This window comes from Shewanella bicestrii, from assembly GCF_002216875.1.
In the GTDB taxonomy this organism is placed as follows: Bacteria; Pseudomonadota; Gammaproteobacteria; order Enterobacterales; family Shewanellaceae; genus Shewanella; species Shewanella seohaensis.
In genome coordinates this window covers 309443-325590 of the sequence record NZ_CP022358.1, presented here as the reverse complement: position 1 = coordinate 325590, position 16148 = coordinate 309443, and the positions used below count along the sequence as shown (strand labels likewise).

General features: G+C 48.1%; 14 protein-coding genes. 6 read left to right on the top strand and 8 right to left on the bottom strand.

The features are described 5' to 3' along the window. Positions 1-44: 44 nt before the first annotated feature. On the top strand, positions 45-626 hold the full coding sequence (locus CF168_RS01535; protein WP_011624854.1) for a lipid-binding SYLF domain-containing protein: 582 nt from the start codon (positions 45-47) through the stop codon (positions 624-626). 77 nt (positions 627-703) lie between these two features. Here CF168_RS01535 and CF168_RS01530 read toward each other — a convergent pair whose 3' ends face one another. The 6 genes from CF168_RS01530 to CF168_RS01505 form a co-directional block, all read right to left on the bottom strand. Beyond that, positions 704-1306, bottom strand: a complete 603-nt coding sequence (locus tag CF168_RS01530; protein WP_089066737.1) for a hypothetical protein — start codon at positions 1304-1306, stop codon at positions 704-706. Between the two features lie 88 nt (positions 1307-1394). Beyond that, entirely contained in the window at positions 1395-2432 is a 1038-nt protein-coding gene (locus CF168_RS01525; protein WP_089066736.1) for an acyltransferase family protein, read from the bottom strand. Position 2433: 1 nt separating this feature from the next. Further along, a complete protein-coding gene (locus tag CF168_RS01520; RefSeq protein WP_089066735.1) occupies positions 2434-3831 on the bottom strand; it encodes a hypothetical protein in 1398 nt (465 codons plus the stop codon). 178 nt (positions 3832-4009) lie between these two features. Beyond that, positions 4010-4351, bottom strand: a complete 342-nt coding sequence (locus CF168_RS01515; protein ID WP_089066734.1) for a YkvA family protein — start codon at positions 4349-4351, stop codon at positions 4010-4012. A gap of 31 nt (positions 4352-4382) precedes the next feature. Next, the gene (locus CF168_RS01510) at positions 4383-5141 is read right to left on the bottom strand and encodes a helix-turn-helix transcriptional regulator (RefSeq protein WP_089066733.1); all 759 of its coding nucleotides are present in this window, start codon (positions 5139-5141) and stop codon (positions 4383-4385) included. A 17-nt stretch (positions 5142-5158) separates the two neighbouring features. Beyond that, positions 5159-5707: a YbhB/YbcL family Raf kinase inhibitor-like protein gene (locus CF168_RS01505; protein WP_089066732.1), complete on the bottom strand. Its 549-nt coding sequence runs from the start codon at positions 5705-5707 to the stop codon at positions 5159-5161. A 466-nt stretch (positions 5708-6173) separates the two neighbouring features. Between CF168_RS01505 and speFL the strand changes: the two genes are divergently transcribed. From speFL to CF168_RS01485, 4 genes are all read left to right on the top strand, one after another. Beyond that, the gene (gene speFL, locus CF168_RS22715) at positions 6174-6290 is read left to right on the top strand and encodes a leader peptide SpeFL (protein WP_374897525.1); all 117 of its coding nucleotides are present in this window, start codon (positions 6174-6176) and stop codon (positions 6288-6290) included. Positions 6291-6601: 311 nt separating this feature from the next. Then, positions 6602-8764, top strand: a complete 2163-nt coding sequence (gene speF, locus CF168_RS01495; RefSeq protein WP_011624390.1) for an ornithine decarboxylase SpeF — start codon at positions 6602-6604, stop codon at positions 8762-8764. An 85-nt stretch (positions 8765-8849) separates the two neighbouring features. Beyond that, positions 8850-10169, top strand: coding sequence for a putrescine-ornithine antiporter (potE, locus tag CF168_RS01490; protein ID WP_011718605.1), 1320 nt, complete (start codon positions 8850-8852; stop codon positions 10167-10169). Positions 10170-10293: 124 nt separating this feature from the next. Then, the gene (locus tag CF168_RS01485) at positions 10294-11448 is read left to right on the top strand and encodes a porin (protein ID WP_089066731.1); all 1155 of its coding nucleotides are present in this window, start codon (positions 10294-10296) and stop codon (positions 11446-11448) included. Between the two features lie 203 nt (positions 11449-11651). Here the strand turns inward: CF168_RS01485 and CF168_RS01480 are convergent, their stop codons facing one another. After that, positions 11652-13997 carry a YgiQ family radical SAM protein gene (locus tag CF168_RS01480; protein WP_089066730.1) on the bottom strand — a complete coding sequence of 782 codons (2346 nt, stop codon included), beginning with the start codon at positions 13995-13997 and terminating at the stop codon, positions 11652-11654. Between the two features lie 212 nt (positions 13998-14209). Then, a complete protein-coding gene (locus tag CF168_RS01475; protein WP_089066729.1) occupies positions 14210-14608 on the bottom strand; it encodes an MAPEG family protein in 399 nt (132 codons plus the stop codon). 155 nt (positions 14609-14763) lie between these two features. Here CF168_RS01475 and CF168_RS01470 point away from each other — a divergent pair, with 155 nt between their 5' ends. Continuing rightward, entirely contained in the window at positions 14764-15984 is a 1221-nt protein-coding gene (locus CF168_RS01470; protein ID WP_089066728.1) for a threonine/serine ThrE exporter family protein, read from the top strand. Positions 15985-16148: the final 164 nt, after the last annotated feature.

The window sequence follows — 16148 nt, the reverse complement described above, 5'->3', positions numbered from 1 at the left end:
ACAAAGGGTAGTCTGATGGAACCTAAGCATTAAGGAGGAACGCCATGAAATCATTTTTATCCCTTATCGTCGCATCAACCTGTCTGATTGCCAGCTTTATGGCACCCGCAGCTCAGGCCGACGATAGCTACACCGAGGCTTTAAATAATTTTCACCAAGCAAAGGAAACGCGCAAATTCTTTGATACCGCCTATGGTTATGCGCTTTTCCCCACTGTCGGTAAAGGCGGAATTGGTATTGGCGCCGCCTACGGTAAAGGTCGCGTCTTTCAAGCAGGTCAATATATGGGAGACTCTAGCCTGACCCAGCTCTCCATTGGTTTTCAGCTAGGCGGACAAGCCTATAGCGAAATCATCTTCTTTAAGGATGCCAAATCCTACAACGAGTTCACCAGTGGCAGTTTCGAGTTCGATGCACAGGCCTCGGCTGTTGCGATTAACATGGGCGCAAATGCTAAAGCGGGCACCACAGGCAACTCGGCAGGCGCAGGCCAAGCGGGTGGTAATCAATCGGCAACTGCCGCCTATATCAATGGTATGGCGGTATTTACCGTTGCCAAGGGTGGATTAATGTTTGAAGCGGCGCTGGCGGGACAATCCTTCTCCTTCGAGCCCAGAGGCAACTAAGCTTTAGTCATGTCGTCCCCATTAAAAAACCTCCTATTCCACAGGATTAGGAGGTTTTCTTTTATCCCCGATAGCGATTACTTATGTCCCCAAGGGGCTGGCGGCAACGGCTGCGGTTGGCTCAAGTCAAAATCTACTTGGAAATGACGATTCTCGCGGGTCAGCAGGTAGCTGAAAGTACTTGGCGTAACCTCCATATGCCACACATTGGTGACTGACTGGGTCAGGCCGTTTTGCATAAAGTTATCAATCGATGCCTGATCGATAGGGAATGACTGCTTTTGGCTGCTGCCGACACTCGCCGTATCGCCGCCATACATAGTCACTTTATCTTCCGTCCCGTCTTGATGGCGGTGATCATGCTTTAACCTTAAGCCTTGAGCCGTTTTTGTGATCACCCAAGTACGGGAGTGGTCATCACCTACATGGAACGGAATTTTTAGCTCAGTATCACTGCATTCGCGCACATGCATCACCAGCGCTTTATCATGAAAAGCCGCATCGGCGCTGTCCGTTGACACCACTTTGCCCGCAAATGCTTTACCGCAATGGGATGCTAATTGATTGAAGAAAGTCTCTTGCTCCATGGCAAGTGCAGGTTCGGTAGCCGCATTGGCAAATACCGGCGTCGCCATCATAAGGCCGACGATTCCAAGGCGTGGTAGGGTGATAGTTTTCATTATGTTTTCCATGGAAAATTCGATGAAAAACACGCTAACACAGGGGAATAAATTTAAACTTAATTCCCCTGTGTTAGCTCGCTTGGCGTTACCAACCTATATACAGACGTGAACGGTTACCTAAGCGTTTTTTGATAAAGCGTGCCGTGATAACACTGCCCACCATCAGGAAGATAAAAATCCCTGCCGAGAACAGAATACTGGTGACCCAAGACCCCGGCGGTAAGCGATAACGTAACACTGTGGCGACCGTATTAAACAACATGTCAAATAACGGATGGATGAAGAAAATCGCAAAGCTCATCTCGGCGGTTTCGACTAGCCAAGGGATACGACTGCGTTTGGACAACCAATCACAGAAGTTAAGCACTAACACACACAGACTCAGCTTTTGGATAAACTGCCAGTCGATGCCGTTATATTCAAACGGCGCCTTATGGTAGTTACCAATGTGCTGCACTATGTAGCTTTGCTCGACGAGACTCACAATCAGGAAGATCACCGCTAACGCACTGAAAATAGAACCGTAGCGCGTCACAATATGTTCATCTTGGGAATATAAAATACCAATCAAATAGAAAGGCATAAAATACACCACTGAGTGGATAAAGTTGACGTTACCTATGGGTCTGTGGAGCAGAATTGCCACCACACAACTCAGCACGAATAGGGTCCAACGCATCTGCTGTGAGCAGCGGATAAACCACAAAAACACTGGCGAGAATAAAAACACCGCCATGATAAACGGGATATACCAGTGCGGATACAGGATGTAGCCGTTACGCACGGTATAAAAAATACTGAGCAACACCTGTTCAAGCGGTTGATGCTCTAGGAAAACCCAACGTAAACTTAAGCAGAATAAGCCAATAACAGAAACGAATAAGAAGGGATAAAGTACGTTTTGTACCTTATTCTTCATAAACTTGCCGTAATCGAAATCCTTATAAAAAATCCGATGGAAAAAATAACCAGAGATAAACACGAACAACGCCGTGCCACCCCTGAGTAAATTTTCTAGCAGTAACGGAAACCCTTCCCCAGAGTTATAAATACTGTGGCCAAGCACGATAAAAATAATCGCGATGCCGCGCATGTAGGTAAATTCGAGCTGATTTTTTCTCATATTAATTCATCGCACAGTAGAGGGTTCTTCCCTCAACAACACTTGCAGAAACCCGGATGGTGCCATGGATTTCCGGCTCATTGAACACCAAATACTGACCTTCGCGCTGAAAGGTGAACCCCAAAGGTAACAGAGTTGCGGCTTCAATGCCCTCACAATAATTCTGTAAGGGCACATCCAGCAACGGACTGCCACTCACATTTAAGTTACTGAATTGTGAACTCATACCTAAATAGGCTTGGGTCATTTCTTCTTGATAGGGCACCACATAAAACCCAGAGCGCACCTCACCCACATCGATAAAACTGCTGCTATCGCTCACACTTGGCATCACCAATAACGGCACTTTCGGGTCCTGCACATCCTTAAGTAACTGGGTCAGTTTTTGCTCCGTTGCCGGATAGTAGGCCAGCATGTCCTGCAGCCTTTTCTTCTGCGCCATATTCTGGGCAACGGGCGGAGCAATCGGCTTGATGCGACTCAGCAGTAAATCCACGGGCAACATGCCCGACATCACTGACTCTTTCCACACATAGGCATCTTGAGTGCTATCGAGCAATATGCCAGCCAGCGCGCCGATATTCTCGGCCTCGGCCGTCCAGCCACCGAGCATTTGCTGCTGTTGATAATAATCCTGCACGTACTGCAACAGGATTTGCTGATAGCCGAGGTAGGACTGGTTTTGACTTAAGAAGCGCGCACCCGCGATTAACTCGACATATCTCGCGCTGCCTTCGACTAAGTCATTTACATAACTGACTTTATCTTCGTTAGGCGCCGTTTGCCGCCACACTTGTAACCAGTAAGCGGCATAGCCTAAATACTGCGCCTGCTGATCGGGTTGTTTTAAGGCCGCCATTAAGGCATTAAACAGTTGTAAGCGGTAATAACGGGCATCGAGGTTGAGTGGATAAACCTCGCCTTCATATCGACGCGCATCCTCTAACACCCGCCACTCGGATTGGGCATAAAAATGAAACGCCTCGTGCACACTGTTGCCGGCCCAAATCACAAAAGGTAAATCGGCGGTTTTAGTCGAGCTTTCGAATTGAATCGTCGGCGACTCGAGCTGGATAAGCACACCCGCTTGCCCTTGATATTGGGGAAAACCAAAGTTAATCGACAGCCCAGAGTGCAAGTTAACCGACTCTAACACGCTGTTGTCTTGAATAATTTCACCGCCGGGTTGGCGCAACCAAACGTTGCCTGCGTAGCTAAAGAGATGCACTTTATCGTCGAGACGAAATCCTGGCCACAGGGCTTCACTCTGGCGACTGGTCTGAGCCATAAAATCGAGGTACAGGCGGGCGAGTTGTTCTGGCGAGGCCTTATCGGCGAACACGGGGGTGGCGGCAGAGACTCCTAAAAACCACAGGATCACCGCCATAATATTTTTCATTTATTTGCCTAAACACACACAATGGGTTCACAAAACAGCGCTAGCATATAGCGCAATTAACCAATAGTGAAACGTTTCACAAAAAATATTTTTACCCTTAAAAAACTAGGGTAAAGCCTATTCATTAACCGCTAATAAAATCATATTTTTAGCCTAAAAGATGCCGCTATTTTCGCGACTAAGACTTAGGCTCATCACCAAACCACAGCGCCAACTTATCCGCCGCTTGGGATTTCACCTCATCATCAATATAGAGCATAACCATAGTGAGCGCCGCCGCTAAGGCGCCCAAGTCATCGGTAAAACCCACCAAAGGGGTCAAATCCGGGATCGCATCTAAAGGTGAGATAAAGTAAGCCAAGGCCCCAAAAATCACCGACTTGGCCCACTTAGGCGTATTGGGCTTTTGCGCCGCATAGTAAAGCCACAGGGCACGCTCAACCACTTCACGCCCTGCTTGGCGACCAAACATTTTGATTTTGTTCCAAAAACCAGTCTCAGTGAATTGTTCCTCTGCCATGTCGACTCCTTGTAATGACGATTAACGCTGCTCACAGTGTACGGCGATACGCGGCGGGTGTCAGGCCAAAGGCCTGTTTAAAGCGCGCCGAGAATTTTTCTGCCGACAAATAACCGCAGGCCAAGGCAATTTGCAGCACGGAATCCGTAGAGTTTTGTAGCAGCGTTAAGCCTTGACATAAACGCACTTCGGCGAGCAATTGCCTAAAGCTGGTGTCTTCCTGTGCCAATTTACGTCTTAAACTGGCAGTGCTCATATGCAACTTGTCGGCGATGTCCTTTTGCTGCCATGGGGCTGAAGGATGTTGTCCCAGCAAGCCCAGCACCGCTTGGCTCACATTTGCAGGCTTATGACTGTAAAGCCAATTGACACTCGCTTGCTGCGGCAGACTGAGCAGCAAGGCGGCTAAATAATGCATCTGCACCGATGTGGGTAGAGCTAAGGTCAGGCTGTGCAGTAACGCATTCCAAGCAAAATCGACCGAGCGTGAAATCGTTTGCGTGGGTTTGGGTATTACTCTATCTGTCGCCGCTAGCATAACGCCCGAGGGTAACTCATAGGGTAAGAGGAGTTGCACCGCTCGATAGCGCCCGCTCATCGGTCGATTAACGAAGCTGATATGGCTTCCGGCGGGTAACAATAATAGCTGCTCAGCATTCACGGCGAGGGCATCATCTTGCCAGAGCAGCGACTTCTCGCCTTGGATCACACGGATAATCGAGGGCTGATGCACTGGCACCCGCGAAAGTGACTGCGCCAGTTTAGAGTCGTATTCAAACATGCGGATCATGCATCAGCCCTGCACGATTAACGCTGATACACAGCGGTCAGCTTAGCACTACCTAAGGCCTGCGCATTGAGCATAAAGCCTAACAGCGCGGGAGATGCCTCTTTAGGTAACTCTAATGGCGAAGGTAACGCCCACACAGTAAAGATATACCTGTGCATGCCATGCCCCTGCGGCGGACAAGCGCCACCAAAGTCGGTGGTGCCAAAGTCATTCTTTAGCGCAATCGCCCCTTGAGGTAAGGCGTTGGCTTTAGAGCCCGCACCTTGGGCTAACTGTTGTTGCTCGCCGCCAATATTGTAGACGGCCCAATGCCACCAACCACTGCCTGTTGGCGCATCGGGATCATAAGCTGTCACCGCATAGGCTTTTGTGCCTTTTGGCGCATCACGCCAAGTGAGTTCGGGAGAAAGATTCTCGCCATTACAGCCAAAACCATTAAAAACAAATTGATTCGATAATTGCTGACCTTCGCCAATATCTTTACTCGATAAGGTCATGGCCTGCGCCGAGCTGAATGCCGCTGTTAATAACCCAATTCCGACTATCCACTTATGTAAATGCATCATCATTATCTCCTTTAGATTAGGGCTAATTTACGCCAGTCTTAAGTGGCAAACCTGCCTCAAAACGCCAAGTTTCTTCCCTAAATGCTCAAAATTGAGAAAAAGTGGCGGATTTTTGTCATATTTAAGCACCAAGGTGATTTTGTAAAGACTTTATCTGCATTTTTATTCAAATATAGCGTACCTTATAAATCACCAAGCAAATTAATACTGTGGTTTGCGAGCAATTAGATATTTATCATTTATTAATTTATGCATTTTTTAAATTCATTATTTATTTGACAATATTTACTTTCGTTATTTAGATAATGATACTTAAGGATGATTGACTGTATTTAATTTGGTAAAAATATTGAAATAAATAATTACAGCTAATTAAAAATACGACACTGATCATATTTTTATTGATAACACACAGATAAACTCCATACCGTAATAAAACGTATCAATCATTTTCTCTAATCTCATAATGGAGTTGTATATGAAGAGGAAATCAAAAATCATGGCTCACATCCGGCGCACCAGACATATCATGATGCCAAGCCAACGTGACTATTTCGACCATTCATACATCTTCCTTCGCTAATCCTCGCGTAGGTAGTAGGCCAATTAACAGGTCTAAAGTGGTATTGCCCTTGTAAGCGCATACACTTATCGTACTGTTTTTGCAGGTTTATTATCTCGAATCTAAATCAAAGCATTCTTTAGTCAGTGCAGCCAAGCTGCGGCCAAATAATTCTCTCGGAATAAATCTATCTATTTTATTCTAGGACGATTTATAGCCTCATCATATCTGCACACGGAATAGCCATATCTAATTTAATGCCATTAATATTTTTTAATTAGGTATAGGCCAAGTTGTATCCAAAACTTTTTAAAGTAAAAGGGAAATTAACGATGAAATCATTAAAAGTTGCCGCCAGCTTATCTGTTAGATCATGTTTTGAAATAGACAGAGAAGTCGTCAATGTATTAACCACAGATTTTTGCGATGTGGGTGCGGCTGTAGTCTCTGTTGATGATGTTAGAAATGGTATTGTTGAAAAAATTAAAAATACCGGATTGAAACTGCCTATTTTCGTATCAGTTTGTTGTGAAGAAACCTTCCCAGATGATATTTGCTCTTCTATTACCGGGGTATTTGAACTCTGCGGTAGCAATACCGATTTCTATGGCAAACAGGTCGAAACCGCCGTCCAAAAATATGAGCAAGCCCTATTACCACCGTTCTTTGGCACACTGAAAAAATACGTGGAAATGGGCAACTCCACCTTCGCCTGCCCAGGCCATCAGGGTGGTCAATTCTTCCGTAAACATCCTGTGGGTCGCCAATTTTTCGATTTCTTTGGCGAAACCATTTTCCGCTCAGATATGTGTAATGCCGACGTTAAACTCGGCGATCTGTTAATCCATGAAGGCGCGCCACTGGATGCACAAAAATACGCGGCTAAAGTTTTTAACGCCGATAAAACCTACTTTGTGCTCAACGGAACTTCTTCTTCAAATAAAGTGGCGACCAACGCACTGCTGGCGAAGGGTGACTTGGTATTATTCGACCGTAACAACCATAAATCCAACCACCATGGCGCGTTAATTCAAGCCGGTGCGACACCGATTTATTTAGAAACCGCCCGTAACCCCTTCGGCTTTATTGGCGGTATCGACGCCCACTGCTTCCAAGAGTCTTATTTAAGGGAGCAGATCCGCGCCGTTGCACCTGAGCGTGCCGATGAACAACGTCCATTCCGTTTAGCCATTATCCAGCTGGGCACCTACGATGGCACTATCTACAACGCTCGCCAAGTAGTTGATCGTATTGGACATCTATGTGATTACATCCTGTTTGACTCGGCTTGGGTTGGCTATGAGCAATTTATTCCTATGATGAATGACTGCTCGCCTCTGCTGCTCGAACTGACGCCTGAAGATCCCGGTATTATCGTGACTCAGTCAGTGCACAAACAGCAGGCTGGCTTCTCACAAACCTCGCAAATTCACAAAAAAGACTCACATATCAAAGGCCAAGCCAGATACTGCAACCATAAACGCTTCAACAACGCCTTTATGATGCATGCCTCTACCAGCCCCTTCTATCCGCTGTTTGCCGCATTGGATGTGAACGCTAAAATGCACGAAGGCGCCAGTGGCCGTTATCTGTGGCGTGAGGCGGTTAAAGCCGGTATTGAAGCTCGCAAGTTACTGCTCAAAAAATGTAAATATATCAAGCCATTTATCCCAAGCATGATCGAGGGACGCCCATGGCAGGATTATCCAACCGAACAAATGGCCGATGATTTACGTTTCTTCGAGTTTGAACCCGGACAAAAATGGCACTCCTTCGACGGTTACGAAAAAGGCCAATATTTCGTAGACCCTTGTAAGTTCCTATTAACCACGCCAGGTATCGATGCCGAAACCGGTAAATATACTGAGTTTGGTATTCCTGCAACTATTCTGGCTAACTTCTTACGTGAAAATAATATTATTCCCGAGAAGTGCGACTTAAATTCGATTTTATTCCTGATGACGCCTGCGGAAGATATGGCAAAGATGCAACACTTAGTGTCGCAAATATCTCGCTTCGAAAAATTAGTCGATGAAGATGCGCCATTATCTGAAGTATTACCTAACGTCTATAACGCCAATAAAGCACGTTATAAAGACTATACCATTCGTCAACTCTGCCAAGAAATGCACAATCTTTATGTCAGCCATGACGTAAAACAACTGCAAAAAGAAATGTTCCGCCAGGCGCATTTCCCAACAAAAGTGATGGATCCACAGGAAGCCAACCTCGAGTTTATCCGTGGCAAAGTGGAGTTAGTGCCACTGTCACAAATTGAGGGACGCATTGCCGCGGAAGGTGCATTGCCTTACCCACCTGGGGTGTTATGTGTGGTCCCAGGTGAAATATGGGGCGGCGCGGTACAACGTTATTTCTTAGCCCTTGAAGAAGGCATCAACTTATTACCCGGATTCTCCCCTGAATTACAAGGTGTTTACCTCGAAAACACCCCAGACGGAAAAATCCAAGCCCTAGGTTATGTATTAAATAAATAATTGAAACTCGACTGCAGAGTTAATTAACCCCGCTCTGCAGTCAATTTCAAACTTCTATAATGAATAACATTATTAGGTCATTATTATGAGTAAATCAGCAAATAAAATTGGTGTCGTCCAATTAACTATTATCACCATAGTCAACATGATGGGTTCAGGTATTATCATGTTGCCTACCCAATTAGCCCAAGTCGGTACTATTTCTATCCTTTCTTGGTTAGTGACGGCGGCGGGTTCTACGGCGCTTGCCTATGCCTTTGCCAAATGCGGTATGTTCAGTAAAAAATCAGGTGGTATGGGCGGTTACGCCGAATATGCCTTCGGTCGCAGCGGTAACTTTATGGCGAACTACACCTATGCGGTATCGCTTTTAATCGCGAACGTCGCCATCGCTATCTCTGCCGTGGGTTATGCCGCGGTGCTACTCGAAGTGAACTTAAGCCCAATGGCTATCTGTCTTGCCACCATTGGCGTACTTTGGTTAGCGACAGTGGCTAACTTTGGTGGCGCCCGCATTACGGGTCGCGTGAGTAGCGTTACCGTGTGGGGGATTATTCTGCCGGTGATTGGTGTGTCGTTAATCGGTTGGTTCTGGTTCGATATCGACCTCTACAAAGGTGCTTGGAACCCACACGATATGCCTTTCTTTAAAGCCTTAGGCGGTTCAATCGCGATGACTTTATGGGCATTCCTTGGCTTAGAATCAGCTTGTGCTAACTCGGAGACAGTTGATAACCCAGAGAAAAACGTTCCTATCGCCGTAATGGGTGGTACCTTAGGTGCAGCGCTTATCTATATCGTTTCAACCAACGTGATTGCCGGTATTGTGCCTAACGCCGACCTTGCCAACTCAAACGCACCTTTCGGTCTAGCCTTCGCGCAAATGTTTAACCCTGTGGTCGGTAAAATCGTGATGGCCTGCGCCATTATCTCCTGTACTGGCTCACTGCTGGGTTGGCAGTTCACTATCGCGCAAGTGTTTAAAGCCTCTGCCGATGAAGGTTTCTTCCCTAAAGTGTTCTCTAAGGTCAGTAAAGCCGATGCACCAATTTGGGGTATGACCATCATCGTTTCGATTCAAACCCTGCTGTCTCTGATGACTATTAGCCCATCACTGAGCAAACAGTTTGAAGCCCTGGTTAACCTCGCCGTGGTGACTAACATTGTGCCTTACATCCTGTCGATGGCAGCCCTAGGTGTGATGCAAAAACAACTCAAAGTACCAGCGAACAAGGCCCGTGTTGCCAACGTGATTGCGGTTATCGGCGCCCTGTATAGCTTCTACGCCCTCTATAGCTCTGGTGAAACCGCAGTGATGTTAGGCGCTATCGCGACCTTCTTCGGTTGGACCATCTACGGGGTGATTTCCAATAAAACACCAACAGCTGAGATCAAAGCAGCGTGAGCACGTCTCCCCTGCGATTCTCACTCTTTACTAGATAAGAAACATAAAACCAATCCGTCTTCAGGGGCCTTAAGCCACAGTGCTTAAGGTCCCCAGACAAAACTTGCCTATTTTCGGTGGAACTATGAAAAAAACATGCATCGCGTTAATGCTACCTATGCTGTTGGCCGCCACCAGCAGCCAAGCGGTTGAACTCTATAACGATCAAAAAAACTCATTAGATTTAAGTGGTTGGTTAGGCTTCGCGGCACTCAACGACAGCCACGACACCTCAGTAATTGATGACTCCTCCCGAGTACGATTTAGCTTTGAACGCAGCGAGAGAAATGGCTGGACCGCCTTTGCCACCACGGAATGGGGCATCAACATGGTGTCCAGCGATGACAGTTTAGTGATGCAAGGTGGCAAACTGGCCGCCGAAAAAACCGAAGACTTCCTCTATAACCGTTTAGGTTATGTCGGTATGTCGCACGATGAATGGGGCAGCCTCAGCTTTGGTAAGCAATGGGGCGCTTACTACGATGTCGCAGGCACAACGGACTTACCGAACGTCTTCGCCGGATATAGTGTCGGCGCCTACGCCTTTAGCGATGGCGGACTAACAGGAACAGGCCGTGCCGACTCGGCGTTTATCTACCGTAATAGCTTTGGCCCAGTGCAAATTGCCCTGCAATACGCCGCCAAAACTAATGGTGATGTCACCTTAAAAAACGATGACGGCAGCGAAATGACCAACTCTGAGCTTAATTTCGACAGCAGTTACGGTGCCAGCCTGACCTACTCACTCACCGATAAATTTAAACTGCTCGCTGGCTTTAACCGTGGCGACTTTGAAGGTCACCTAGGAAACACTCAAGTCGATGAAACCAACGAAATCGTCGGTATCGGCGCCATGTATGGTGATTACTATCACTACGCCGATAACCGTGAAGCCAGCGGTCTCTACGTCGGCTTTAACGCCCATCAGAGTAAGAACAATGAACTGGTTGGCGGCGAACTCTACGACGCTACTGGCGCTGAGCTGATGACAGCCTATCAATTCGATAATGGTTTTGTGCCTATGATTGTCCTCAGCTATTTGGACTTAGACACAGATGCCAGCACGCCTATCCAAGGCAAATGGACCCGCCAATTCGCCATGCTTGGCCTGCACTACCGTTACAGTAACGACACTGTGATGTTTGCCGAAATGAAGTTAGATTTCAGCGACATGGATGATCCAGCACTCGAAGCACAGCAAGATAATGGCTTTGCAGTAGGGATTAACTACTTCTTTTAGGAATGGAAAGTCTTCATCAGGCTCTCCCGTACATTGAGGGATAGTGGCTCACGTTCCTCATATCCGTGGGCCCATTTGAGACTGAGGTGCGGCGCACGTTCCGTCTACAAACGCTCGCCACACACTCATTGGATGGTACCGCTGGTTTACCATCATCTCTGCGCCACTCCAAATAGGTTTACTGGAGTGGCTTTTTTTCGCCGTTACTTAGCGTGCTGACGGCCTGAAGAGGCTTTGTTTCCGCGACCTTGGTGGCCAGCCTTACCCTGTTCTGATTTTCCCTTAAAGCCGGACTGACCAAAAGGTGCCTTAGCGCCCGGACGACTGCTCTTAGGCTGCTGACCTTGCGTTGCATTCGCCCCAGACTTGGGTCCCTTAGGCTTACTTGCGCTCGGTTTGCCCTTGGCATCGCCTTTACCCTTACGCTCATCGAACTGATTGCCCGAGAAACGCGTCAGGGCTTTTTGCCCTTGGTTAGCATCCTTCATCCATTTCTGGCCACGTTCGTTGCGCCCTTCTGGTGGAACGAGGTGATTCGGACTGTTACCAATCAAATCTTCACGTCCCATGGCAATCAAACCTTCACGGATGATAGGCCAACCTGCTGGGTCGTGGTAACGCAGCAGCGCCTTATGCAGGCGGCGTTGGCGGCCCTTCTTCGGCACGGGCACCACCTCACTGGTGTGCTTGACGTTTTTCAGCGAGTTCAACTCAGTGTGATAAATAGTCGTCGCATTTGCCATTGGTGATGGATAGAAGTTTTGCACTTGGTCGAGCTTAAACTTACGCTCCTTCAGCCAGAGCGCGAGGTTGAGCATATCCTCGTCGGTTGTGCCCGGATGCGCCGAAATAAAATAAGGGATCAGGAACTGTTCTTTACCCGCTTCCTTAGAATACTTGTCGAACAGCTCTTTAAACTTATCGTAGGCGCCCATGCCGGGTTTCATCATCTTGCTGAGCGGCCCTTCTTCAGTATGCTCAGGGGCAATTTTCAAATAGCCGCCCACATGGTGCTGGACCAACTCTTTGACATAGGCCGGATCTTCAATCGCTAAGTCGTAACGCACGCCCGAAGCAATCAAGATTTTCTTAATGCCGGGCACGGCACGAGCGGCGCGGTACAAGTCGATAGTGTGTTTATGATCTGTGCCTAAATGGCCGCAAATCGATGGATACACACAGGATAAACGGCGACAGGTTTTCTCCGCTTTTTCGCTGGTACAGCCGAGGCGATACATGTTGGCGGTGGGGCCGCCTAAGTCGGAAATCACCCCAGTAAAACCGGGAACCTTATCCTGAATATCTTTGATTTCTTTAATAATTGATTCTTGCGAACGGCTCTGGATAATTCGGCCTTCATGCTCGGTAATCGAGCAGAATGAACAGCCACCAAAGCAACCGCGCATGATGTTGATCGAGGTTTTGATCATGTCATAGGCGGGGATTTTGTCCTTACCGTAGGCAGGATGCGGCACCCTTTTATAGGGTAAATCGAACACGGCATCCATCTCGTCGGTATTGAGTGGCCAAGCCGGAGGGTTCACCCACACACCACGGTCACCATGGGGCTGGAACAACGCTCGCGCACAACCCGGGTTTTGCTCTTGGTGCAAAATCCGCGAGGCATGGGCGTATAAGTATTTGTCCTCAGAGACCTTTTCAAAGGCTGGCAGCAGCACATAGGTTTTATCCCAAGGCTTAGGGCGTGGCGGCTGCACACTGATGGGTTTTGGCGCATCGTTATCGAAAATTTTAACATCCGATGGGCCAGATAAATTGGCACAGCCCACATCGTCGGCGCCATAGGGGTTCGGGATAGGATCGATCTTATGCAGTTGATCTATCTTGCGAGAATCCATCCCACGCCACTCGGGCATAGGCTCTTTACGGATAACGGCTGTGCCACGCACATCCTGAATATCCCCAATGGCTTCACCCGCCGCTAAACGACGCGCCACTTCAGCCAGCGGACGCTCGGCGTTGCCGTACATCAAGATGTCGGCCTTGGCATCGAAAATCACGCTGCGACGGACTTTATCCGACCAATAATCGTAGTGCGCAATACGGCGCAGGCTCGCCTCGATGCCGCCAATAATTACTGGCACATCTTTAAAGGCTTCTTTACAACGTTGGGTATAAACGGTCACAGCACGGTCTGGGCGCTTACCGCCCACATCACCAGGAGTATAAGCATCATCGCTGCGGATACGGCGGTCGGCGGTGTAACGGTTGATCATCGAATCCATGTTGCCGGCGGTGACACCAAAAAACAGATTCGGGCGACCAAGCTGCATAAAGGCATCTTTGCTCGACCAATCGGGCTGAGAAATAATCCCGACACGGTAGCCTTGGGCTTCTAACATCCGGCCAATGACCGCCATGCCAAAGCTTGGGTGGTCCACATAGGCGTCACCAGTGACAATAATAATGTCACAGCTGTCCCAGCCTAATTTCTCCATCTCCTTGCGAGACATAGGTAAGAAAGGCGCGGTGCCGAAGGACTCGGCCCAATACTTGGGATGGCTAAACAGTGTGGATTCAACTTGCATCGATTTTGACCCAAAAGCGTAATGTCAAACAAAGGTGCAGGCAAAAACAGGCCGCACCGATTTAGGGACGCGGAGTATAGCAGGCAAACAGGGATAAGTGCGATTAAAAAAACAGCAGCCGAGGTGTTTTTCGGGGTATTTGCACCAATGTGCTCAATACCCCTAAAGTGGCTAGGGATATGGCTTAGACGGCCATTACCCTATCTCTGCCATTACAGACTTTGGGCAAAATGCACTAAGTTGACTAAGGCTAGGCTGATAGTCACCAACCAAGTGAGCAACACGCCCCAAAAACGGCCGAAATGATAACCGCCTTTCCCCTGAGTTAACCCTATCGCATGGAGCAAGCGTGCCACAATCCACACGGTACCAAAACAATGCAAATAGAAATGCGCTAAGCCACCCGCCTCGGCCACCAGCATTAAAATCAATACGATGGGCGCATTCTCAATCAGATTCGCATGTACCCTGCCCGCCAGCGTCAAGGCATTGTTGCCGCCATCACCGATACCGATTTTTTGGCTTCGTCTTAATTTCACCACTCGATAAGCCAGCGCGATTATCAACAACCCAGTCAAGCTGGCGTAAAACCCTGTTACCATCAACGGCATAGCGATTCCCTTTTGATTAACATCACCGCGGTATAGACCGCAAAAATTCAGCAATTTATTTGTATTAAGCTTAAAAGCCATTAACCTTTTAGCGACAAGATAGGTTAATATGCGCGCGTGATCTCTTACAACTTTTTATACAGTGAATAGCCCGATTGGATAACGAACAGTTTCTCGAAAAGCGTAAATTTATCATTAAGCTAGGCAAGGCTTTACATAAGTTTGGCACACCCGCTTACCGTCTTGAAACCCATTTGCAAACCGTCTCACGGACGCTCGGAATCGAAGGTTATTTTTTAATCTCGCCGACCTCGATGACCTTCGTATTACAACACGATACCGATCAAGAATATAACCATGTTGCACGGGTTAAACCCGGCGAATTGGATTTAGGCTCCCTCGCCCGCACCGATGAACTGGTAGATGAGCTCACTTCGGGTAAACGCACACTCACCGAAGCCTTAGACAGGCTAGAGGAAATTGCCAACAAACCCAACCCCTACGGCCCAGCATTAACCTGTTTTTCCTTTGGTACCTCGGCGGCCGCCTTTGCCATGTTGATGGGCACGGGTTGGAACGATGTCTTTTGGTCAGGCTTATTAGGCTTGCTAGTCTATGGCTTTGTGTACCGCGCCGAGCGTTCGACGCGCATGGCTGAAGTCTTAGAGCCCTTCGCGACGATTGTTTGCGCCATTGCCGCCTGCGCCATTGCCCGCATTGACCCCAATATTAATATTCCCGTGGTGATCCTCTCCTCCATCATCATCTTTATTCCTGGCTTAGCCTTAACCTTAGGATTGGCAGAACTGGCGGCACGCGACCTGATCTCGGGCACAGCGCGGATTATGGATGCCAGTATGTTGTTATTTAAGTTGTACTTTGGCGCAGTGCTGGGGATGGCGATTGGTAAAGCCTTCTTCGGTGAAGCCATTCATATCGAGCCAGAGGGCTTACCACGCTGGGCAATTTGGTCGGCGGTGCCCATCCTGTCGATGGCACTGGTGTTTATCTTTAAGGCACGGATCCAAGATTCACCTTGGGGCGTACTGGCGGGGATAGTGGCATTCTTCTCCGCCATGTTAGGCGGACACTTTTTTGGGGATTCTGTGGGGATCTTCTTCGGCGCCTTGGCGGTAGGGGTCTATTCCAATCTCTATGCCCGTTGGATGAAGGCGCCCGCCTCGATTGCACTGCTGCAAGGTATTGTGATCTTAGTGCCCGGCAGTAAAACCTACATAGGGCTGAACGCGCTGATCTCCGGCGAAACCATGCTCAACCAATCCCATATTGGGTCGCAGATCTTTTTGATCTTTATGTCGCTTATCGCCGGACTGATTTTTGCCAACGTCGTGGTACCACCAAGACGTACGCTGTAACATCTCCTCTCAGGGCTGGCGCGAACTCCAGCCCGATTCTTAAAGCAACCTTAAGTAAAATCATAATCTTATTAAAATGTTTCCTTGACTAATGGCCACTTCCCGTGTGTTATTAAATTGTGAAGCGCAGCAGAACCTTAAGCTGTCGCCATCCAGTTTACGGG